This is a genomic window from Proteiniphilum sp., from assembly GCF_040307845.1.
In the GTDB taxonomy this organism is placed as follows: domain Bacteria; phylum Bacteroidota; class Bacteroidia; order Bacteroidales; family Dysgonomonadaceae; genus Proteiniphilum.
The window spans coordinates 61,679-85,397 of sequence record NZ_JAWRIS010000022.1 but is presented as its reverse complement, the minus strand read 5'-3'; the positions used below and the strand labels follow the sequence as shown (position 1 = coordinate 85,397).

The 23,719-nt window shown below is 42.6% G+C and carries 14 protein-coding genes; 13 read left to right on the top strand and 1 reads right to left on the bottom strand.

What is annotated here, in order from left to right; translation table 11 throughout:
* Nucleotides 1-11: 11 nt before the first annotated feature.
* From ABV001_RS05735 to ABV001_RS05710, 6 genes are all read left to right on the top strand, one after another.
* A complete protein-coding gene (locus tag ABV001_RS05735) occupies nt 12-1,607 on the top strand; it encodes a RagB/SusD family nutrient uptake outer membrane protein (RefSeq protein WP_352421916.1) in 1,596 nt (531 codons plus the stop codon).
* Nucleotides 1,608-1,777: 170 nt separating this feature from the next.
* Nucleotides 1,778-3,322 carry a PKD domain-containing protein gene (locus tag ABV001_RS05730; protein ID WP_352421915.1) on the top strand — a complete coding sequence of 515 codons (1,545 nt, stop codon included), beginning with the start codon at nt 1,778-1,780 and terminating at the stop codon, nt 3,320-3,322.
* A 78-nt stretch (nt 3,323-3,400) separates the two neighbouring features.
* Nucleotides 3,401-4,513 carry a family 16 glycosylhydrolase gene (locus tag ABV001_RS05725; RefSeq protein WP_352421914.1) on the top strand — a complete coding sequence of 371 codons (1,113 nt, stop codon included), beginning with the start codon at nt 3,401-3,403 and terminating at the stop codon, nt 4,511-4,513.
* Between the two features lie 100 nt (nt 4,514-4,613).
* The gene (locus ABV001_RS05720) at nt 4,614-6,959 is read left to right on the top strand and encodes a glycoside hydrolase family 3 N-terminal domain-containing protein (protein ID WP_352421913.1); all 2,346 of its coding nucleotides are present in this window, start codon (nt 4,614-4,616) and stop codon (nt 6,957-6,959) included.
* Nucleotides 6,960-7,265: 306 nt separating this feature from the next.
* Complete coding sequence (locus ABV001_RS05715) at nt 7,266-8,717, top strand: hypothetical protein (RefSeq protein ID WP_352421912.1); 1,452 nt, start codon at nt 7,266-7,268, stop codon at nt 8,715-8,717.
* A gap of 451 nt (nt 8,718-9,168) precedes the next feature.
* Entirely contained in the window at nt 9,169-9,771 is a 603-nt protein-coding gene (locus ABV001_RS05710; RefSeq protein ID WP_323425457.1) for an RNA polymerase sigma-70 factor, read from the top strand.
* Between the two features lie 14 nt (nt 9,772-9,785).
* Here ABV001_RS05710 and ABV001_RS05705 read toward each other — a convergent pair whose 3' ends face one another.
* The gene (locus ABV001_RS05705) at nt 9,786-10,496 is read right to left on the bottom strand and encodes an ATP-binding protein (protein ID WP_352421911.1); all 711 of its coding nucleotides are present in this window, start codon (nt 10,494-10,496) and stop codon (nt 9,786-9,788) included.
* A gap of 211 nt (nt 10,497-10,707) precedes the next feature.
* On the opposite strand from ABV001_RS05705, the gene ABV001_RS05700 reads away from it, so the two are divergent.
* The 7 genes from ABV001_RS05700 to ABV001_RS05670 all read left to right on the top strand — a co-directional run bounded on the left by ABV001_RS05700 (nt 10,708) and on the right by ABV001_RS05670 (nt 23,688).
* Nucleotides 10,708-11,616 carry a FecR family protein gene (locus ABV001_RS05700; protein WP_352421910.1) on the top strand — a complete coding sequence of 303 codons (909 nt, stop codon included), beginning with the start codon at nt 10,708-10,710 and terminating at the stop codon, nt 11,614-11,616.
* A 327-nt stretch (nt 11,617-11,943) separates the two neighbouring features.
* A complete protein-coding gene (locus tag ABV001_RS05695; protein ID WP_352421909.1) occupies nt 11,944-15,186 on the top strand; it encodes a TonB-dependent receptor in 3,243 nt (1,080 codons plus the stop codon).
* 5 nt (nt 15,187-15,191) lie between these two features.
* Entirely contained in the window at nt 15,192-16,832 is a 1,641-nt protein-coding gene (locus tag ABV001_RS05690) for a RagB/SusD family nutrient uptake outer membrane protein (protein WP_352421908.1), read from the top strand.
* A 78-nt stretch (nt 16,833-16,910) separates the two neighbouring features.
* On the top strand, nt 16,911-18,656 hold the full coding sequence (locus ABV001_RS05685; protein WP_352421907.1) for a sulfatase-like hydrolase/transferase: 1,746 nt from the start codon (nt 16,911-16,913) through the stop codon (nt 18,654-18,656).
* A gap of 85 nt (nt 18,657-18,741) precedes the next feature.
* Entirely contained in the window at nt 18,742-20,277 is a 1,536-nt protein-coding gene (locus ABV001_RS05680; RefSeq protein ID WP_352421906.1) for an arylsulfatase, read from the top strand.
* A gap of 31 nt (nt 20,278-20,308) precedes the next feature.
* Nucleotides 20,309-21,556: a ComEC/Rec2 family competence protein gene (locus ABV001_RS05675; protein WP_352421905.1), complete on the top strand. Its 1,248-nt coding sequence runs from the start codon at nt 20,309-20,311 to the stop codon at nt 21,554-21,556.
* Between the two features lie 131 nt (nt 21,557-21,687).
* Nucleotides 21,688-23,688 (top strand): retaining alpha-galactosidase, encoded by a 2,001-nt coding sequence (locus tag ABV001_RS05670; protein ID WP_502929857.1) that lies wholly within the window; start codon nt 21,688-21,690, stop codon nt 23,686-23,688.
* Nucleotides 23,689-23,719: the final 31 nt, after the last annotated feature.

Below are 23,719 nucleotides of genomic sequence, written 5' to 3'. Positions count from 1 at the left end.
AGTCAAATATTATGAAGAAATATATCAACTTATTGATCATTATACTCCTCGTGGGGGTGGTCTCCTGTAGTGACGATTTTCTGACCAATTCCACTACGGAGAAGCAAGCCGCCGGTGAGCCGGCCACGGAGGGAGCAATCCTATCGAATCTGGCATCGGCATACCAGGTGCTGCTTTTCGACAGCTATGCCAGACAAAACTATAACAGTATCGTGTTGATGTCCGACCTTCGTTCGGATGATATTTTCAAGGGAGGCGGTGACGCAGGTGACCAGCGTCAACTTTACCTGTTATCGCTTTTTACCACTACTCCGCAAGAGAACATAGCCGGATTATGGAATATTTATTATCAAGGTATCGCAAGGGCCAATAATGCCATTGAAGCATGTGAAAATGCGATCGGCTTCGATACCAAAGAGGATGCGAAAAAGCTAAACCAATATAAAGCAGAAGCGCATTTCCTACGCGCCTTCTATACCCACTGGCTTTGGAAATTCTGGGGTAACATCCCTTATTTCGAGGAATTGTTGATCGATCCTCCCTATATGGCACGCCAATATACGGCCGACGAGATTTATGCCGAAATTATGGAAGACCTGGATTTTGCCTTGGGAAAAGATGAAGAGGGAAACGACCGGTTACCGATGAGGCTCCTCAAGGACAGCAAGCAAGAAGATATTTTAGCCTCTATCGGCCGGGTGAATAAAGCATCTGCCGTCATGTTGAAAGCGAGGGTGGTGCTTTATCAGAAAGATCAGGGCCGCTATGGCGAAGTGACCGCGAATCTGGCGGAAGTGATCAACAGTAAAGAGTATGTATTGTTCCCCGACTTCGCAGAAATATGGGTCGATGAAAATGAGGTTACCAACAATTCTGCCAACAGGGAGTCGATATTCGAAGTAAACCATTTGCCGGAAGGAAAAACCTGGGGTAATGGTAATCAGGGTTATGGAACTAACCTGCCCGCTTTTATCTCACCCAATGAGCTCAATGCAGGAGGTGAGATCGGCGACTTTAAAGGCGGCTGGGGTTTCGGACCTGTACGTCCCGCCACCTGGAATGTATATGAAGAGGGAGATACCCGCCGGGAAGGTTCTATCAACCGTTGGGAACCCGGTCAGTACACCGCCCGTTTTCAGGATACAGGATTGTTCCAGGCTAAATATGCTGCTCGGGTGGGATATAATCCGCAAGGTGATGTCGACCTGAATTACTGTAACAACCTGCGCGTTTTCCGTTATTCGGAAACATTGCTTACGTATGCCGAAATGTTGGTCATGCACGGGCAAAGCCCGGTAGGTGCTATTACCGCCCAGGATTGTATGGATTTGGTGCGTGAGCGCGCTTTTGGCAAACCTGCCTCTATTCCTGCTACCGCAGAGAATATCAAACTGGAACGCCGCCGTGAATTTGTGGGCGAAGGCATCCGTTTCTGGGATATCGTCCGTTGGGGGGATACGAACCTGCTTACGGAAAACCTGACTGATTACAATAGTGTCCGTACCTGGAACGATTATAGCAAGTATTTGCCTATCCCGCAAGCGGAGATAGACAAAACAGCCGGTATGGGTGAATTTGAACTAAAACAAAATCCGGGATATAATTAAGAACCAAGAATCAAGACTTTTAAATGAAAAGTAAAAAATGAATAATTGAGGATGTGAGATTATTATCCACTTCTAATTTCAAACTTCAAACTTTTAAGTTCTTAATTTTAAGTTCTTAGTTCTTAGTTCTTAGTTCAAATATCAAACTTCTAACATCAAAATATAATCAAATGAAGAATATAATAAAAAAACAATCATGGATACTGTTGCTCCTTCTTTTGGTAGCTGCATGTAGTCCCCAGGAATTGGATGATTACTCGTTGGGTAAAGTGGCTTCTATCACCGATGAGCAAGTTACTTTTACTCAGACTGTATCACCTACCAGTGATAATATGATCACTTTTACGAGTACAACACAACTCCCCGGCAACGGTGTGTATACCCTCCGGTGGGATTTGGGAAATGGCTCTTCCGGAAACAAGGAGACGGCGGTCGGTTTATATCCTTTTGCCGGTGACTATACAGTGACCTTGTCAATCCATTCCGCTGACGGGGTGATTGCCCGGAAAAGTGTGGCGCTCAGTTTCGCTGACAATGATTTCAGTCTGGTGGATACACCGGCTTACAGGAATCTGACCGGAGGAGCGGAGAATGCCGAAGGCAAGACATGGGTATTCGACCAGTATAATAATTTCGCTGCCGAAGTGGCCGAAGCGCTGAAACCGTTAAAAGATAAATATCCTGCTGATGAGAAAGCCGCGGCTTATGATATAAAAGGACACATGGGCTTAGGGCCACAGGGTTCCCGTGGACAGAACTGGTGGGGTGCCGGAGCCAATGAAAAAAGCCACTGGGAGATGTACTCTTCCAAATTCACCTTTATTCAGGAAGGCGTGCAACTGAAGATAGAGAAAGAGGGGAATAATGGCTATGGAAGAAAAGCCAGTTCAGCGAGTGTGGGTGGATTTACGGTAACCAATACCGACGTGGACGATGTGACTTTCAATTATAGTGGCGGAGATTATACCTTCTCTATCGATGAGTCGGGTGAATTTCCTGTCCTTACTCTGACCGGAAATGCTTTCATGGGTTATTACGCCGGCAGTCAGGACTACGAGATCATCTACCAAACCGACAAAGTGATGGCACTTCGTGTGAATAATACGGTAGAGGGGCAGGACTGGGTCTTTGTATACTGTATTGAAGAACTGAATGTGGAAGCACCGGCGCCTCCGAAAGAACTGAAAGCTATTCCTCTTTCTGAAGATTTTGAAGGGGATAAAATCCTGACTTTCGCACAGGAAGATATGGGCGATGTGAGCCGGGTGGTTGATAACCCACTACCGCTTCCAATCAATACGTCGGATAAAGTGTTCCGTTATTGGAAATCCACCGCTTTCTATAGTAACCTATCCTTTACTGCTCCCGATTATAAATTTGATCTTACGACACAGAATAAGATAAGGGTGAAAGTGTATATACCTTCGTATAATGATTATACGACCGAAAATAATGTGGACGGGGAATGGATCTCCAACCGCAAGCTGTTGCCACAATTGGCAATTAAGCTGCAAAACAGTGAACATGGCAGTCCGTGGGAAACCCAAACGGAGATTGTAAAGGCCGATTTGGAGAAAGATAAATGGCTTGAACTGGAATTCGACTTCAGTGGTGTGGCCAACCGGACAGATTATGACCGGATAGTGATTCAGTTTGGTGCTGAAGGACATGCTGGTTCCGGTTTCTTCTTCCTTGATGATTTTAAATTTGAATAGTAAACCAAAGAATTGTAAGGCTGCCGTGAGAAAAAACGGCAGCCTCTTTTTCCTGATCGTTTTAATTGTATGAAAAAAATGAACCTGATATTATCTGCATTATTGGTGCTTTTATCCGCCTGCGGGGATAATAACGAACCTGCCCCTGTCACGCCCCAGCCGGGAGTGGATGTGAAATGGACAGTCTCGCCGGCGACCGTTTCATTATCTGCCAGGGGAGAAACGAAGAGTGTGATAGTGGATGCCAACGGTGAATGGACGGTAAAGTCCGATCAGACATGGTGTACGGTGAACCCGGAACAGGGTTTCAGCGGTCAGACCAGCCTGAAGATAACCGCTACGGGAAATAGCCAGACCGAATCCCGGACGGCGCAACTCACTTTCTCTTCAGGTGAGAACAGTCATACCTATACGGTAACTCAGGTGGCGGCTGTGATAGAAAATCATGTGCCGGACGGTTACTCTTTGGTATGGAAAGAGGAGTTTGATGCCGACAGGCTGAGCGGTGGTAAACCCGCACTCCCGGATATGAAAAAATGGTGGTACGAAGTTGAAGAACCGGGATGGGTCAATAATGAACTGCAAAAGTATGTGGCAGGTGTCTTTAATGGCGATACCGTATCCGCCATTTATGACGGCACATTGAAGATCATCGCCCGAAAGCAAGGAAATATCGTGATATCGGCACGGCTCAATACCTCTGAAAGCTGGACCTATGGTTATTTTGAAGCACGGTTAAAGGTGCCGGGTGGAAAAGGAACATGGCCTGCCTTCTGGATGATGCCCAAAAATTTTGAGAGTTGGCCCGATGACGGTGAGATAGATATTATGGAATATGTGGGGTTTGACCCTGACGTGGTGCACTCTTCCATCCATTGCAAGGCTTATTATCACTCAATCGGCACCCAAAAGACCGCTACAAAAAGGATAGCCAATGCCGAAACCGAATTCCATGTCTATGCGATGGAATGGACTCCCGATTATATCAAGGGATTTGTGGATGGTGTGGAATATTTCCGGTTCGACAACGATAAAAAAGGCAACAAAGATACCTGGCCTTTCGATGCTCCGTTCTACCTGAAACTCAACCTCGCCTGGGGCGGCGACTGGGGAGGAGCGCAAGGTGTTGACGAAACCAAATTGCCTGCTACCTATGAGATTGATTATGTAAGGGTGTTTCAGAAGAGTTAAGAATGAAGAGTTAAGAATGAAGAATGAAGAGTGAAGAGTGAAGAATTAAGAGTGAAGAATTAAGAATGAAGAACTAATAGTTAAAAGTGAAAAATTAAAAATGAAAAGGATTGGTTTTATCATCATGGCAGGCTTCCTGCTTGTGGGATGTAACGGAGGGAATAAAAAGGTATCTGGCTTGGGCTTGGATGCCGGTATCGAGAAAAGGATCGACAGTGTCATGGCAAAGATGACACTTGAGGAGAAAGTAGGGCAGATGGCACAGTTCACCCTCGATGTGATTGGGAAAGGGGGGAATCTCTATTTCAGTGATGAGCCTTTTGAAATCGATCCCGCCATGCTCGACACGGTGATCGGCAAATATAAGGTGGGTTCCATTCTGAATACGGCCAATAACCGGGCACGTACCCCCGAAGTATGGGAAAAGACGGTCCGGACGATACAGGAAAGGGCATTGGCAGAGACCGGCATACCGGTAATTTACGGTATCGACGCCATCCATGGGACTACTTATACTGCCGGATCTACCCTTTTCCCGCAGGGAATAGGGATGGCCGCCTCTTTTAATACCGATCTGATGAAAGAAGGTTCCCGTATCACCGCTTATGAGACTCGTGCAAGCAATATTCCCTGGACTTTTGCACCTACAATGGACTTGGGAAGGGATGCCCGTTGGTCGCGCCAGTGGGAGAGTTATGGCGAAGATGCTTATCTCAATGCCCGGATGGGTTTGGCTTCCACGCTCGGCTTTCAGGGTGATGACCGGAACAATATAGGTAGCCATCATATCGCCGCCTGTACCAAACATTATATGGGCTATGGTGTCCCTGTCTCAGGTAAAGATCGTACGCCGGCCCTTATTTCCGAAAGCGAGTTGCGGGAAAAATATTTTGAACCTTTCCGTACTTCTATCGTGGAAGGAGGGGCGCTCTCGCTGATGGTCAACTCGGGCATTATTAACGGAGTTTCCACCCATGCCGATTACAGGTTGCTCACTGAATGGGTCAAAGAGGATCTTGCCTTCGACGGAGTGATCGTGACCGACTGGGCCGATGTGCAGAACCTGCTCTCCCGTGATCAGATCGTCGCCGACTATAAGGGGGCGGTGAAAACAGCCATCAATGCCGGAATCGACCTGGTGATGGAACCTTATAACCTTGCATTTTGTCCTGCTTTAGTGGAATTGGTGAATGAAGGTGAAGTGCCGATGGCGCGGATCGATGATGCAGTACGGAGGGTCTTGCGGTTGAAATTCCGTTTGGGACTCTTTGAACAACCCTATTGGTCGCATTCCGATTATCCCGATTTCGGAAGCAGTGAGAGTGAAGCTATGGCGAAAGTAGCCGCGGATGAGGCGATCACCTTGTTGAAAAATGAAAACAATATTCTTCCGTTGCCGGCCAACGCCCGTATTCTGGTGACAGGCCCGAATGCGCACTCAATGCGTACCCTTAACGGAGGTTGGAGTTACTCATGGCAGGGGGAAAAGACCGAAGAGTTCGCACAGGACTACAATACTATCTACGAAGCATTGCAAAATAAATTCGGTGCCACCAACGTGAGATATGAACCGGGGGTTACCTATAAGATGGATGGTCAGTATTACGAAGAAAATCCTCCGGAGATCGGAAAAGCAGTATCTGCCGCTACCGGAGCCGATTATATCGTGTTGTGCCTGGGTGAGAATTCCTATTGCGAAACGCCGGGTAATCTGGATGAGTTATCCCTTTCAGAAAACCAGACTGCCCTTGCGCTGGCCATACAAAAAACAGGAAAACCGGTCATATTGGTACTGAATGAAGGCCGTCCCCGACTGATCCGTAAGATTGAACCGGGTTCCGAAGCCGTCCTCCAGCTTTATCTCCCGGGAAATTTTGGAGGTGACGCGCTGGCCGATATCCTCGCGGGGGATGTCAACCCGAGTGGAAAGCTACCCTATACTTACCCAAGGTTTGAGCATGGTTTGATTACCTATGATCATAAACCGAGCCAGAATATCGATGGTAAAATGGAAGGGGCTTACGATTATGGGGCACAGACATCGGTGCAGTACCCGTTCGGGTTTGGGTTAAGTTATACCACGTTTGAGTATACCAATTTATCGGTAAACAAGAGCGATTTTGTATCGGGTGACCTTCTGACTGTGACTGTAGATGTGAAGAATAATGGAGCGGTAGCCGGTAAAGAAGCGGTATTACTTTTTAGCAGTGATATGGTGGCCTCCCTTTCACCTGACGTGCGCCGTTTGCGTGCATTTGAAAAAATATCGCTCGCACCGGGAGAAACCAAGACTGTGACATTGCAGCTGGCAGCTGACGATCTTGCCTTTGTCAATGAGAAAGGAAAGTGGACGCTTGAGGCGGGCGAGTTCAAATTGCAGGCGGGCAATCAGATAGCCATGGTCAATTGCACCAAGACCCGTATATGGGATACTCCCAACAAATGAAATAATTCAATGTCCGCAAACCATGGACATGCAATAAAAAAGTTCATCTGGGGCGGTAGAATAAAATGAAGTAGAGTAGGAATCAAAAAGTTGATGAACCGGTTACTTGTCCATCCAAAAAATAGCAGGTATACCGGTTCTTTTGATTTCTATCCTTTTCATTATGCAAAAAGCATAATTTGGCGGGAAGGCATGTAGGTGCATTTGAAAAAGTTTTTCACTAAAAATTCACTTTGTTTAGAAAATTAAATTTATCGTTAGAAAAAATTATAACTTTGTGCATTATTCATCCCAGTATAATTAATCATGAAAAAGAAGCAGCAGCAGTCCTCCCAGATTCTCTCTCCGGAAAACTATATTCGTCAGAGAGCCCGCAGTCTCCCGATTTTCAAATGTTTTGTCAATGAAGGCTGGGAAGAGTCCAGTATTGCGCATGTAACTGTTGGCCGTAACCATATCAACGGGAATATCACCTGGTGTTCATATCTTGTCGATCTGGGATGTCTTGGGGTGAAAGATACGATGTATCAATTCAATGTCCCGGAATATGAATTTAATGAGTATAGGAGTGAATTAGAGGTCAATCTCGACATCATTGAAATCGATTACAATCTGGCGCATAATATTATCCATGCGGGATGGGAATATGCGGAAGAGGTTGGTTTTGAGCCACATAAAGATTTTCTATCCATCACTTCGTATATGCTTGAGGAAGACAGTGACGATATACCGTTGGTAGAAATAGCATGTGGTGGTGAAAATGGCAAGCCGGTTTTTATGCAAGGTCCCTTTGAGGATGATGCAATGGCCAAAATGATTATCAACAGGCTGGAAAAGAATTTGGGAGCCGGTAATTTTGACTATGTCCTTGCGGTGGATAATCCCATGTCTGGCAGTTCTTCTGACGATGAGTGGGATGATGACGGCGAGTGGGATGACGAGGATTTTGATGACTTCATGGATGACTTGGATAGTTTTCGTGAAGAATATGCCGAAAACAGTCATGAAGAGAATGTAGCAGCTTTTCTGGAACTGACGCAATATTTAGAGGAAATGAATCTGGATGATGCGGCATCTGACAATGGCCGCGATGACCCCGATCCGGGAGAAGACAGACGTGTGGTAAGAGTGGAAGCGCTGGCCGATCTGTTGTATCAAGATATTGTCGATTTTAAGGATGTGGGCAAATGGCTTCGGAAATGGGAGAAAGAAGCGCAGGGTTATGCTATCACGAATGCCGCTTTCAGTAGGATGCTTGGCCTGCAAGACGACGATGGAATAGAATATGAGGACTTGTCTTATTTGACCAAAGAGAAGGAAGATGCCAAGCTGATGGAATATGTGCGGGAGAAGTGGGGTGAACTGCCTTATGTCACCTTTCTGGAGTTGCAGGGTATGAATGATGTAGAAAAAAGGAAAGATAGAATAGCGCAGGCTCTCGATCAGTATCCCGATCATCCTCTCCTGAAATTGGAAGAAGTGACAACAAGGATTAATGATAAGAGAGTAAACGAAAAGGAATTGTCATTTAAATCCTTCTTTGGCAACAGAAAGGAAATCACTTCGGATGAATATCTGAGGCTGCAGTTTGTGAGGCTTCACTATTTTATCGAGAATTTTGATCTGGCAGGTATTGAAAGCTTGATTCTTTTCAGTAATCCTCAAAATACTCCCGACGACGGGGACTTCATCCAGTTTGCTCCCATATTATATGCCGCAAGAATTTCTGTCCTGAGGTTGTTTCTTCTCCAAAAATGAGGTTTTTATTTTAAATATTTTTTTGCACCTTTTCATAATATAAGATGCGCCTCGGAAAAGTTCAACAAGTTAGATTATTCCTGCGTTCGGCAAAACGAGTAAACTCGTTCTGCTCTCTCTTAACGGAATAATTCAAACAAGTTTGGCTTGTCTTTCGGCTTTCATTATATTTGCAGAAATTCCGATTGGAGAATAAAGTTCGAATAAATTCAGTCGTTTTCTCGTCATGACATAGCTCAAGCAAGCTTGGCTCTGTTCATTTGGCTTAACGAAAACGTTCAATTACATTAGACTATTTTTCGCTATGGCATAGTTCAAGTAAACTTGACTCTGCTCATATAGCTTATCAAAATAGTTCAATTTCATTAGTCGTTTTCTGCGCTCGGCAAAACAAATAGATTTGTTCTGCTCTTGCTTAACGAAAACGTTCACAATTCTTATTTTGTAGGAAATGGCAGAGAGTATGGTGTTGGATAACCTTTTCAGGAAGATTGCCTTTGAGGACGACAGGGAAGCATTTCGGGAATTGTTTTTCGACTTCTATCCATCTCTCTGTGTCTTTGCACAGCGCTATATCGCTTCCCCTGAAACTTGTGAAGATATTGTACAGGATACTTTTTTCCATTTATGGAAAAACCGGAAGAAAATCGAGATTACCGCTTCTTTCAGAAATCTGCTGATAACCAGCGTGAAGAACAGTTGTATGGATTATCTCCGGAAGCAATCCGTACGGCAGGCTCATTCTGAGAAGCAGGTCGCTGAAGCCATTTCCGAAAGTTGTTCTGTCGACACCCCTGAAGTGGTCTATACCATCAGGGAACTGGAAGCAATGCTCCATACTGCGTTGGAGCAGATGCCCGAAAACGTGCGCAGGGCTTTCAAACTGAGCCGGTTTGAAAATATGACCTATAACCGGATAGCAGAAGAGATGTCTGTCTCACCTAAAACTGTGGAAGCCTATATTAGTAAAGCATTGATTATCTTAAGAGTAGAGTTAAAAGATTACCTTCCATTGGTGTTGGTAATGTGTAGCACCGTTTGTTTGAATTGTTGAGTCTTCAATATACGTCAGTCTGACATCCACTGCCATGCAGGAAGGACTTCGATGGTCATGTTTTCTTTTTTGAAACGATCGGATTGATTTTTCGTTATTATCCACCCATGCTCTTTATTTAAGTATTTCATGGCATAGAATAACCCGTCTATTTCTCGCTGCATATTAAGATTATTGATCTCATTACAAACTTGATATAAATTTTTTGGCAGGCCGTTGTGGGTAGTTACAAAATCGCATTCACCTTTGTTCTGGAAATAGTATATTCCTTTGTTTTGACGACGGAGATGCTGAAAAACTGCGTTCTCCAGAATATGTCCATCGTTAGGTGAAAAGGTTATCTTGTTCTGGTGGTAAATTCCCAAGTCGCTCGCGTATATTTTTTGAGGATTACGTATCTGCTTTTTAACGGAATAATCAAACATTGGCACAAAATCGAGCAAGTATGCGTCTTTCAGATAAGAGAAATAATCCAAAAAGGTATTTGCCGATTTAATACCAAACATACCCGACAGGCTGTTCGCCGAAACCAGGGTTCCAATATTCGAAAGTAAATAAACCGTTAATTGACGGAGTGAGTTCACATCTTTCAATCCATGACGTACTGCAATATCTCTTATAAGGATATCGTCTAATAAATCGTTCAGGTATTTGTCAATACCCGTACGCAGATAGTCGGGCATACCACCACTTTGTAGAAAAGCAGAATACGAGATATTTGTCATTATTATTGCAAAATATTTGTCATTGCCACTGCAAGATGTTTGTCGTTCCTGATATCGAAAATTCCCTGACTTGAATCTTGGTTATTGGCTCTTTTTTTCTACCCTAACATAGGGTATTTCCATTCTCATACGTCAAGTAAATATAAGAAGGGATAAAATACCTTTACCGAACAGTACATTCAAACATAGATCTATATAAAAGAAGCTGATAATGAATGAATTTGATGATACACTCCATGGTTTGTCTGAAAATCTCAGGAAACAAAAAGAGATAGATTCCGATAAAGCATGGACACAGTTATCGCGTAAAATCACTTTTCTTTCTTTCCGTGTAAAAGCATGGAATATTACCCGAACAGCAGCGGTGATACTGCTTCCTTTATTTTTGTTGCATCAATACGTGATACAACCCAATTTAAAAATAACTCCTCCGGAGATGATTACCCTCGTTTCGGCTCCTGGGATGGTTACAAAGGCCGTATTACCCGACGGCAGTGAGGTCTGGCTCAACGCGCAGAGCGAACTGACCTATCCGCAAAGATTTACCGGAAAAGAAAGAACAGTACAAGTGTCGGGCGAGGCTTATTTTAAAGTAGTGGCCGACAAGAAAAACCGTTTTAATGTGGTGATGCCCGATGATATCACCGTGAGCGCTTTCGGTACGGAGTTCAACATACACGCCTATAACGATGAGCCGGGATATCATGTGACGTTGGCCCGGGGAAATATTGAAGTGGCGGCAACCCGTTCGATGAAAAAAGAGACGCTGGCGGTAGGGCAGAAGGCCGTTTTAATGCCGGAAACGGGAGAAATGAATATTGTACAGGCCGATACTTATGTGGAAACAGCATGGGTGGATGGAAAGATGGTGTTCCGACGGGAGAAACTCGAAACCATTGCGCAGAAGCTCTCCCGCAAGTTCGGAGTAGTGATTCTCCTCGAAGGAGAAGCTTTGAAAGACTATGAATATACCGCCACTTTCACCGATGAAACATTGGAAGATGTTCTGGATCTCTTACAAAGATCGGCTCCAATTATCTATTCCATATCCCGGCAGGAACAACGTGCCAATAGTACTTTTACACAACGGATTGTGACAATAAAAAGTAATAAAAGATAATCAGTAACAAAAAAGAGGAGGTTTATGAAAATATAATATCCGGGATATCCGAGAAAAGGGAGAACGCTCAATACATTCTCCCCCCGATTTGCGTTGTTGGAAAATCTCACCTGACCAACAAGCAAGCTATTAAACTCATCATCATAAATTTAATAACAATGTAAAAATATGATTAATCCATTGAATAAACAAAGGATATGCATCCTTTATGATTTATTAAATAAAATTCCACTGGCCATGAGGATGACACTTCTATTATTATGTGTGTGCGCCTTTCAGTTGCATTCAGAGCTGACCTATTCTCAACAGACAAAGATCTCGTTGAATATGAAAAATAGTTCTATTGAAAAAATTTTACAGACGATAGAAGAGAAATCAGAATTCTATTTCTTGTATAACAGTAAGTTAATAGATGTAGACCGAAAAACGGATATACGGGTTAAGGAAGAGGCTATTACCTCCGTATTGACACGGTTATTTGATCCTTCGAACGTAGAATATGAGGTAAAAGGCGCACAGATTATTTTATATCCAAAAGAAATGAAGCGCATTGCTCCCGAATTGGTAGAGAACGTTGATCAACAACAAAAGAGACGAGTAAGCGGAATTGTGCAAGATGAACAAGGTGAACCTATTATCGGGGTTAATGTGATGGAGAAAGAAACTTCCAATGGAACAATTACCGATATCAACGGATCATTTACACTGCAAATAGAGGATAATGCTGTCTTACAGGTTTCGTATATAGGTTATGAATCTGCGGAAATTCATGTTGATAATCGTTCTACTGTGAATATTCAACTGAAGGAAGATCTTCAAGAGCTTGATCAGCTAGTGGTTGTTGGATACGGTGTGCAAAAAAAGGCAAATGTTGTTGGTTCGATTTCGCAGATTTCTTCCGAACTGTTAGAAAATAGGCCAGTTACTGCTCTGTCAAATGTGTTGGCAGGTCAGATGCCTGGAGTAACGCTTATTCAGCGGTCAGGAAAACCGGGAGCGAGCCCGGGTGAATTAAGAGTGAGAGGCGTCGGTTCTTTTGGGGCATCTCCTGATGCCTTGATACTGATTGATGGTATTCCCGGTAATATTAACGATGTAAGCCCTGAGGAGGTTGCATCGATCAGTGTGTTGAAAGATGCTGCATCTGCAGCTATTTATGGTGCAAGAGCAGCCAATGGAGTTATTCTTGTGGTAACCAAAAGTGGAAGCGAAGGACGGATTAAGGTAGGGTATAATGGATACGGTGGCTTTGTCCGTGCGGCTACACTCCCGGAATATTTGCCTTCATGGGAATATGCCTTGGCCTATAATGAAGCGGCGGGAACCGAAATATATACACCGGAAGTGATTCAAAAGTATAAGGATGGGAGTGATCCGGATAATTATCCTAATTCAAATTGGGTTAAAGATCTTTTGGGAGGCCGTGGGTTTCAAACAGGACATGACCTGACATTGACGGGCGGAACAAATATGAATAATTATTATTTAGCCCTAGGCTATCTGAGTCAGGATGGGATTATTGAGAAAAATAATTATTCAAGATATAACGTACGTGCTAATATGACAAGCACATTGACTAATAAACTTAAACTGACTACCCGGATAGCAGGAGTTGTATCGGAAATAAAAGAACCGGCTGTGCCCGGAGGAAAGGCTACAACAGGGATGGATGCGATTTTCAGCAATGCTTTCCGTTTTCCCTCAATTTATGCGGGGAAATTGTCCAATGGCGATTATGGTATAGGGCCGGAAGGCAACGGAACATCTGCTGCTTGGCTGGAAAGTACTTCATTTTACGAGGAGCCTATGTGGAGGGCGAACTTTAATGCCAATTTAGATTATAACCCCATTAAAGATCTCACTCTCTCGGCAATAGCCGGATATAACTTTTCACAAAAAGAAACGAAATTATTTAGGTCGACGTTTCGGCTCGACGATAATATGACAATGGCACCGTCATCTTTGGAGCAGGAGGGGGTAAGATTGGTTTACAAAACATTTCAGGCAACGGCCAATTACTCCAAAGAGTTTGTAGGCCATACAATAGGAGCCTTGGCCGGTTACTCTTTCGAACAGCAGGAACAAAGAACAATGAAAGGGATGAGAGATAAATTTCCAGGGAATGATTTGCCCTATTTGGATGCTGGTTCTCCCGATAACCAACAAACAAGTGGAGGCGGATATAATTGGACTATCCTTTCGGTCTTTGGCCGATTTAAATATGATTACTTAAACCGTTATTTATTGGAAGCTACCGTGAGACGGGATGGTTCCTCCCGTTTTCCTCCTACTAAGAAATATGGAACTTTTCCATCCTTTGCTGCCGGATGGCGTATCTCGGAAGAGCAATTCATGCAAAGTACCTCATCGTGGCTGAGCAACTTGAAGGTGAAAGGTTCATGGGGAATTTTGGGTAACCAGAATATAGGAAATTATCCATGGCAATCGATGTATAACTTAGGACAGAATTATACTATAGGAGGGATTTTTAACCAAGGATCGGCAATGGCTACCTACTCCGATCCGACAATACATTGGGAAAGTACCCGGACTACAGATGCCGGTGTAGAGATTCTTTTATGGAAGGGATTGCTCTCTCTTGATGCCTCTTATTTCTATAGGCATACCACCAATATTTTGTACAAACCGACTTCGAGCGTTTCATCGGTTCTTGGAATGAATCTTTCCGAAATGAATACAGGGTCATTGAAAAATACCGGATGGGAGTTTGATATTTCACACCGAAAGTCATTGGGTGATTTTGAGTATAATGTAAGTGGAAATTTCACTATTATACGCAATAAAGTGATGGACCTTGGCGTGGGAAACGTACAACAACCCAATGGACTTATTGGTAATGGGAGTGATCTTTTTATCGGATATCCAATGCAATCCTATTATGGTTATAAAACAGATGGTGTATTCCTCGATCAGAACGATATTGATGCATGGTATGAGAAGAATGACCAATCTAGCCTGATGCCGAAGAACAGTGCCCGTCCGGGAGACGTAAGATATGTGGATATTGACGGTGATGGCAAAGTAACTGCAGCTATGGACCGTGTAATTTTGGGAAGCCAGATTCCAACATATACTTTTGCTTTCAATATAGGAGCTAAGTACAAAAGGTTCGACACAAGTCTTTTCTTTCAAGGAGTTGCGGGAGTGAAAGGGCGACTGACAAACTATGCTGGCTTTGCCTTCTATAATCTAGGATCAATACAGAGATGGATGTGGGAAGGTCGTTTCGATTCTGAAAATCCCAAGCGGTATCCGGCCTATCCCAGACTCCAGATTTTAGGTAATTCAGAAGGAAATAACGGTTATCTTTCGGATTTATGGACGCGGAATGCAAGCTATCTGCGACTAAAAAATATACAGGTGGGGTATACCCTGCCTACAAAACTCTTAAATATGTGGCATATAAATAATTTAAGAATATATATCAGTGTGGAGGATCCGGCGACATGGACGAAATACCCGAAAGGTTGGGATCCGGAAGCGAATACAGGTGGTGATCATTATCCTAGGTTGGCAACGTATACTATTGGTGTAAACTTAAAATTCTGATGAAAATGAAAAAGATATATAATTTCACGCTTATCCTGATAATGAGTTATTGTTTCAGCTCTTGTGTAGGCGAATTAGAGATCTCTCCGTTGACTAGTCTAGACCAAGATGTAGTATGGAGCAACGAGGCGAATGCAATGACAGTGCTAATGGGTTGTTATAAAGGTAATATACCTTATAACAATACCGGATTTGAATCCGATTGGTTATCCTATAGCGGATTAATGTTTTTAGAGTTTGCTTCAGATAATGCATTTGACCGGCGTGCAACAACTACAGGAAACTCCTCTCTGCATAAATTGTCAGATGGGACACTGAATGCGTCCAATGGTAGTATTAACAACTATTGGAGAAATGCCTATCTTAAGATTGCGAGATGTAACAGATTTATTGAAAATGTGGACAAAGTTCCGACGCAGCAGCCGATTATTGATAGGATGAAATCGGAGGCACGGTTTTTAAGGGCGGTCCAGTATTTTTATCTTTCACAGTATTTTGGAGATGTTCCCCTGATAACGAATACGCTTACTCCGGAAGAGGCAAATCTGGTTGAGAAAAATACAAAAGCGCAAATCATCCTTTTTGTTGAAAAAGAATTGAATGAGATATCAGAGATTCTTCCCAGATATAAGGATTTGAAAGCTAGTGAACTAGGAAGGTCAACGGCTCAGGTTTCTTTGGCATTTCTTGGACGACTTTATTTGGCGGATAAACAGTTTACTAAAGCTGCTCAAGCCTACAAAAAGATTATTGATTGGGGTGATAATCAGCTTGATCCTGATTATCAAAGTATTTTCCTTCCTGCCAATAAGCATAGTAATGAAAATATCTTTTCGACGCAGTACCTGGAAAGTTTGGCTGGGAACGGATTGACCCAACACGCATTACCTGCCATATCTAAGGGCTGGCATCTCATATGTCCGTTGGGATCACTTTTTGAAGCCTATGATTATGTGGACGGTACCCCCTTCTCCTATGAAAATAGTCTTTATGATCCGACAGATTTAAGTAAGAACAGAGACCCCCGTTTGCGTTATACTCTTTTGGTCAATAATGCTGATTTCGCAGGTAATAAATACATCTGTCACCCGGATTCTTCACGTTCTTTAGATCAGTTGGGGGCTGGAAAACAAACTACCTATACAGGATTCGGGCTGAGGAAGTATTTTGATGAAGGCTATAGTGGTAATTTGCTTCAATATGGTGCAAATACGGTTGTTGTCCGCTATGCGGAAGTCTTATTAGGCTATCTTGAAGCAGAATTAGAGGCCGGAACAGTCATAACAAGGCAACTCCTTGATCAAACGATCAATCTTGTCAGAGGACGGGCAACGGTCAATATGCCTCCGGTAACAGAGACAGACAGGGATAAACTACGCCCTATCTTGCGTAATGAACGGAGAGTGGAACTCGCCTTGGAAGGTCATCGTTATTGGGACTTGTTACGTTGGGGAATTGCCCATGAGGTGTTGAATGGTGACTTTTATGGGGCACCTTTTCCCGGTGCCAAGAATATGCGAAAGAAGGGCGGTCAGACAGATCCAAACGATAGATGGTTTGTGATTACGAGAAATTTTAGGAATCCGCAGGATTACCAATGGCCAATACCGCAAAGCGAGCAGGATATCAATCCTAATTTGAGATAAATAAGGGAAAACGCAAGGCTATATCCTGTTACAGGGATATGACCTTGCGGTTTTTAAGAATTTATTTATATAAAAGTGATGAACACTAAAATAATATCAGTGATAGGAGTATGCGCCTTGTATGGGTCAAAAATGCTTGCGCAACAACCTATTATGCAGGTAAATCACAATGATAGTCCTGTTGTAATGAAGGAGATTGAGAAGGTCTATGGAAAACCTCCTGCGATCGAATCTCTGGTACCCCATCAGCCCAGCATTCTTTTAATCACCAGTGATCAGCAATTCTGGATGGGAATGGGCTATAATGATCCAATCCTTAAGACTCCCAACTTGGACCGGTTGGTAGAAATGGGTACAATTTATAACAGGGCATATACCTGTAATCCGGTGAGTACTCCCACTCGCTGTTCCATTATAACAGGCCTGTATCCCAGCCAGCATGGCGCTTATGCACTCGGGACGAAGTTGCCGGAAAATGTCCCTTGTATTGGTGATTACCTATCGCAGGTAGGTTACACGTCTATCCTTGTCGGTAAAGCACACTTTCAGCCCCTGGCTGGAAATGCGATTTATCCGTCCCTTGAAGCATACCCCATACTTCAAGACCTGAATTTCTGGAAGAAATACAACGGCCCTTTCTACGGATTTGACCATGTGGAGTTGGCGCGTGACCATGGAGATGAGTCTCATGTAGGTCAGCACTACGCACTGTGGATGATTGACAAGTTAAAAAAAGAAGGACGCGATCCGGAAGAATGGAAACAATGGTTTATCAGGCCGGGTGTGGTCGGTTATGCGAATGTGAGTGCAGAGATGCAAAAAATAATGGATAAAAACGGAGCGCAGGGAACCCCACAACGAGGTGCCTGGAATATACCGGAAGAATATCATCTGAATGCCTGGATCGCAGAAAGGACAAATGCGAACATAAACGAAATGCTAAAAGAAGGAAAACCTTTCTTTATATGGGCCAGTTTTTTTGACCCGCACCCTCCCTATCTGGTGCCTGAACCTTGGGCTTCCATGTATGATCCTGCAGAGATAAAATTACCGGAGGTCGATCCTGATGATCTGGAAGATATGCCTTACCATTACCGAATGACCCAGACAGGAAAAACTGGATGGGGCGCAGAGTTCGATGAGGACGGTTTTAGTATCCATGGGCTACATAACCAAAAAACAACAAAAGAACAACTGGCTGCAAACAAGGCAATATATTATGGGATGATATCCATGATGGATAAATATATAGGTCAAATACTCGATAACCTCGAAAGAGCAGGCCAACTGGAAAATACGGTTGTTATATTTACCACTGACCATGGACACCATATAGGGACGCATAACCTGACAGCCAAAGGGGGATTTGCCTTTGAGGAAGATTTGCGTATTCCATTTATTGTATCATGGAAAGGTCATTATCCGCAAAAGCGCCAATCGGATGCCCTGATTTCTTTGGTAGACCTCGTCCCCTCTTTCCTGAAATTGGCGGGTCGCGAGATCCCGATGACAGTGGCGGGAATAGATGTCACACCGATCTGGGCAGGCGAAAAAGACAAGATTCGTGATTGGGTGTTTGCAGAGAATCGTTTTCAGAGGACGAAATTCTATCAGAAAACCTATATTGAAGAACGGTATAAGATTACTTGGTATATGCAATCTGATGAAGGAGAATTATTTGATCTAGAAAATGATCCTGATGAATTTCATAATTTATGGGATGACCCAAAGTACCAGACGTTGAAGATGGAAATGATGCACAAAGCGTTGAAAGCCGAAATGCAAAAGGAACCATGTTGGATGCCGCGTGTTGCACCAGCTTAGATTTAAAAAAGAGGGTAACCTATTTTAGTCATTTGACAAGTTCTCAATGGCGTATAAATTTTATAATGGATAAAAATTAAGAAATATGAATAATATTTGGAGAAATCAACAGAAACAGTGGACAGCTTTATCGCTTTGTTCAGTGGCGTTTTTTTCTTCCTGTGGACAGCCGGAACAGAATAAACCGAATATCATATTTATCCTTGCTGATGATATGGGATATGCAGATGCCAGTTGTTATGGACAGAGTTTGATTGAAACTCCCAATATCGATAAACTGGCTTCCCAGGGAAAATTGTTTACCAATGCTTATTCTGCATCTCCAGTAAGTGCCTCTTCCCGTTGTGGTTTATTGACTGGATTGCACATGGGACACGCCTATATTAGGGGTAATGATCCCTGGACAGAGAGAGGCGATGTGTGGGATTACAATAAAACATCCAATGATCCTTCGTTGGAGGGACAACGACCAATCCCAGCCCATTCGGTTACTATACCCAAACTATTGAAAGCCCAAGGTTATGCTACCGGTTGTTTTGGGAAATGGGGGCTTGGCGCACCTTTTACTGAAGGTGTCCCGGAGAAACAGGGATTTGATCTCTTTTACGGATATAACTGTCAACGACAGGCACATACCTATTTCCCAAATCACCTTTGGAGAAATGGCGAACGGGTAAATCTGAGAAATGAGCCAATTCCACCCACCACCAAGCTCCCTAAAGATGCAGATAAATATGATGAAAAGAGTTATGAATTTTTTTGGCAAAATGATTATTCAGCCGAATTGATACATAACGAAAGCCTTCGTTTTATTGAAAATAACGCTACAACTCCTTTCTTTATGTTTTATGCCACCACGCTGCCCCATACCTCTTTGCAGGCTCCTAAAAGATTGGTGGACAAGTATGTGGAAAAATTAGGAGATGAGGAGCCTTCTTTGGGAGGTTCAGGTTACCCTTGTCGTTATCCCAAGGCTACTTATGCGGCAATGGTCACTTATCTCGACGAACAAATTGGAGAGATTATTGATAAATTGAAAGAGTTAGGGATATATGAGAATACATTGATCCTATTCAGTAGTGACAATGGCCCTTCCGGAAACTCTACCTATTATCAAAGTGCAAAGCCTTTCCAATCAGTCGCAAACCGTGTAAAGGGATCTTTATATGAGGGGGGGATCCGTTCTCCGTTTATAGCTGTATGGGAAAATAGGATTAAAGCGGGGATGATAAGTGATTTACCCATTGTATTATATGATCTTCTACCTACATTTTGTGAAATAGGAGGAGTGGAGATTCCTTCACATACCGATGGTATTAGTTTTTTACCTGAATTATTGGGGAAGAAGAATCAGGAACGTCATGAATATCTTTATTGGGAGCATGCGCAGGGAGGAGGACAACAAGCTGTCCGTTTTGGGCACTGGAAAGGTCTTCGTGTTGATATAAACAGTAAAGGCAATACGAAAATAAAGCTTTTCAACTTACTCGACGATGCCGAGGAAATAAATGATCTTTCCAGTCAGTATCCAGAGATTGTCGATAAAATGGAGCAGTATATGTCGAATGCACGCTCGAAACCTGAAGTAGACTATTTTTATTTAAAGCCGTTTGATAATTAGTAATTTTGTAATCAATAAAAGCACACAAGAAATGAAAAGAATAATAGTATTTTTGGCATTATATCTGACCCTGATTTTTGGAGTAAATGCACAGACTCCGGACAAATTCCCGGCTTGGACAGAGGGTGAAATGGAGATTCACCATATTAATACGGGAAAAGGTGAATCTGTTTTTTGTATATTACCTGACGGAACGACACTTCTTATAGATGCCGGAGATATAGGACATAGTAAAGACCCACGTAATACGACTACCGTTCCGGATGACTCCCGGGAGGCAGGAGAATGGATTGCCCGGTATATACTGAATTGCATGAAAGATAATAGTGAGAAAGCGCTAGACTATGTACTTCTCACACACTTTCATTCGGATCACATGGGATCTTATTCAGAAACATATCCCAAAACGAAATCAGGAGGAGATTATAGAATTAACGGACTTACCGAGGTTGCAGAGTTTATACCGTTCCGTAAAATAATCGATCGTGATTATCCGGAATATAATTATCTTGTCGAACAGAAATCTCCGTTATTCAAGAATTATAAACGTTTTGTAGATTGGCATGTCGGGAATGGTGATATGATGGCCGAACGTTTTGTCCCAGGTACCAATAAGCAGTTTGTATTATTGAATAATCCGGAAAAATACAAAGATCTGTTCGAAATACGGAATATTGTTGCAAACGGGGAGGTATGGACAGGTGTCGGCTCTGAGACCCGGCATCACATCCCCGATTTGAAGGATTTGAAATCAACAGGATCGATCAATGAAAATAACCTCAGTGCCGGTATCCGGATTAGTTATGGGGCGTTTGATTATTTCAATGGAGGAGATATTACCGGTGCTATCCATTATAACTCTCCCTTGTGGACTGATATAGAAACTCCTGTCGCGAAAGCGTTAGGCCCTGTTGAAGTGTGTGAAGTGAACCATCATGCATTTAGGGATGCGATGAATGAGTTTTTTATAGCTGCGACCCGTCCCCAGGTCTTTGTGATGCAGGTCTGGAATGTATCTCATTTTGGATTGGATGTGCTGGCAAGAATGCAATCGCAAAACCTATATCCGGGAGAAAGGGACATATTTGCCACTAACACACCGCAACGAAGCAAAGACTATGTTGACCAGGCAAAGAATATGAAACGCCTCAAAGGGGAACAAGGGCATGTTGTGGTTAAAGTCCAGCCCGGAGGAAAATCTTATTATGTTTTTATGCTGAATGATATGAATGAGAATTTTGAGGTTAGGTCTGTGCATGGCCCGTATATTTGCAGGTGAGAAGAGATTATATTGTCAGTTTAATAGAATAATAACTAATGTTTCGCATTTCCCCTTGACAGAGCAGATATTGAAAAATAATGCGAATCAGTATTAAAAAAATAGATGTATAACATAAAAAAATAAACACTATGATGCATAGAATCTTTTTGCTTTTTGTTTGTTGTTTTATTTTTATTTCCTTGGTGAATGCTCAAAAGCAATTTGGATTAAAATCACCAGATACCAAAATAGAGATACAATTGACTATTGGAAATACAATAGAATACAGTATTGTTCATCAGGGGGATCTAATTTTGGACAAGTCTCCCATCTCAATCACACTGACAGACGGAAGGATGTATGGAGTGAATTCTAAACTCTTTAAATATTCAAATAACAGTGTGGGTCAAACTATTCAAACTTCAATCTATAAAAAGAAAAAAATTATAGACCAATATAATGAGTTGACTTTACATTTTAAAGACGGGTTCAATTTAATCTTCAGGGCGTATAATGATGGTGTTGCTTATCGCTTCATTTCTACATCGAAAGAACCATTTGAAGTAAAGAATGAGGAGGTTATTTACAATTTTCCTTCCAACCAGAAAATTTACGCATCGTATGTAAAAAAACAAAGAAACTCTTTACAGGAACAATTTTTTAGTTCTTTTGAGAATTTATATTCCTATTTTTCTATTTCAGATTGGGATCCAAAGCGAATCGCATTTTTACCTGTCCTTGTAGAAGGGGTAAATAACAAAAAAGTTTGTATTCTTGAGGCGGATCTTATGAATTATCCTGGAATGTATCTTTACAAAGGAGAAACAAAAAATAGCCTGAAAGCCGTTTTTGCTCCTTATCCCGACAAAGTCTCTCAGGGTGGGCACAATAATTTACAAATTTTGGTAGAAACCGTACAGCCTTATATTGCCAAATACGACAAAGGAACCTCTTTTCCATGGAGAGCATTGGTCATCAGTACTAACGACCATGAATTAGCAGATAATGACATGGTCTATAAGTTAGCCTCCCCAGCAAAGAAGGAAACTGATTTTGCATGGGTTAAGCCCGGCAAGGTTGCTTGGGAATGGTGGAATGATTGGAATCTGAATAATGTAGATTTCAAGACAGGGGTCAATAATGAAACTTATCAATATTATATTGATTTTGCTTCAAAATATGGAGTCGAATATGTAATCCTTGACGAAGGCTGGGCGGTGAATCAACAGGCAGATCTATTTCAAGTTGTCCCGGAAATCGATTTAGAGGCATTGGTTGCTTATGCTAACGAGAAAAATATAGGTTTAATCCTATGGGCTGGTTATCATGCTTTTGATCGTGATATGGAACGGGTTTGCAAACACTATTCCGAAATGGGAATAAAAGGATTTAAGATTGACTTTATGGATAGGGACGACCAGTTAATGGTGAATTTTCACTATCGTGCGGCAAAAACCGCAGCCAAGTATAAGATGATGTTGGATTTTCATGGAACTTATAAACCGACCGGTTTACAACGAACTTTTCCCAATGTAATCAATTTCGAGGGTGTTCATGGTTTAGAGACCATGAAATGGTCAACTGCGGAAACAGATCAGGTGACTTACGACGTAACAATCCCATTTATCAGGATGGTAGCTGGTCCAATGGATTATACACAAGGAGCCATGCGTAATGCTACACGGAAAAATTATTATCCGGTCTATTCCGAGGCAATGAGCCAAGGTACTCGTTGTCGACAGTTGGCGCAATATGTTATATTTGAATCACCCCTTAATATGCTTTGCGATAGCCCTTCGAACTATATGGCAGAGCCGGAGTGTGTCGAATTCATTACGTCTATACCAACCATATGGGATAAGACAGTCGCAATGAATGGAGAAGTGGCTAAATATATTTCAATTGCCCGCAAAAAAGGAGATATCTGGTACATAGGCTCATTAACTAATTGGGATGCCCGGTCCCTAAACTTAGATTTGTCATTTTTGGGAGAAGGTAATTTCAAAGCCGAGATATTCAGAGATGGCATCAATGCAGACCGCCTGGCCAAAGATTATAAGAGAGAGATCATAAATATTCCGGACAATCGTCAATTACCTATATATATGGCATCAGGTGGTGGTATTGCAATAAAAGTATTCAACCATTGATTCGTATTAATAATCAAAAAATAAGTATACT

Coding starts and splice junctions, on each gene's coding strand:
- ABV001_RS05690 (WP_352421908.1), top strand. CDS start 15,192: ATGAAAAAGATATATAATTTCACGCTTATCCTGATAATGAGTTATTGT.
- ABV001_RS05700 (WP_352421910.1), top strand. CDS start 10,708: ATGAATGAATTTGATGATACACTCCATGGTTTGTCTGAAAATCTCAGG.
- ABV001_RS05715 (WP_352421912.1), top strand. CDS start 7,266: ATGAAAAAGAAGCAGCAGCAGTCCTCCCAGATTCTCTCTCCGGAAAAC.
- ABV001_RS05725 (WP_352421914.1), top strand. CDS start 3,401: ATGAACCTGATATTATCTGCATTATTGGTGCTTTTATCCGCCTGCGGG.
- ABV001_RS05670 (WP_502929857.1), top strand. CDS start 21,688: ATGATGCATAGAATCTTTTTGCTTTTTGTTTGTTGTTTTATTTTTATT.
- ABV001_RS05730 (WP_352421915.1), top strand. CDS start 1,778: ATGAAGAATATAATAAAAAAACAATCATGGATACTGTTGCTCCTTCTT.
- ABV001_RS05680 (WP_352421906.1), top strand. CDS start 18,742: ATGAATAATATTTGGAGAAATCAACAGAAACAGTGGACAGCTTTATCG.
- ABV001_RS05705 (WP_352421911.1), bottom strand. CDS start 10,496: ATGACAAATATCTCGTATTCTGCTTTTCTACAAAGTGGTGGTATGCCC.
- ABV001_RS05685 (WP_352421907.1), top strand. CDS start 16,911: ATGAACACTAAAATAATATCAGTGATAGGAGTATGCGCCTTGTATGGG.
- ABV001_RS05735 (WP_352421916.1), top strand. CDS start 12: ATGAAGAAATATATCAACTTATTGATCATTATACTCCTCGTGGGGGTG.
- ABV001_RS05710 (WP_323425457.1), top strand. CDS start 9,169: ATGGCAGAGAGTATGGTGTTGGATAACCTTTTCAGGAAGATTGCCTTT.
- ABV001_RS05695 (WP_352421909.1), top strand. CDS start 11,944: ATGAAAAATAGTTCTATTGAAAAAATTTTACAGACGATAGAAGAGAAA.
- ABV001_RS05675 (WP_352421905.1), top strand. CDS start 20,309: ATGAAAAGAATAATAGTATTTTTGGCATTATATCTGACCCTGATTTTT.
- ABV001_RS05720 (WP_352421913.1), top strand. CDS start 4,614: ATGAAAAGGATTGGTTTTATCATCATGGCAGGCTTCCTGCTTGTGGGA.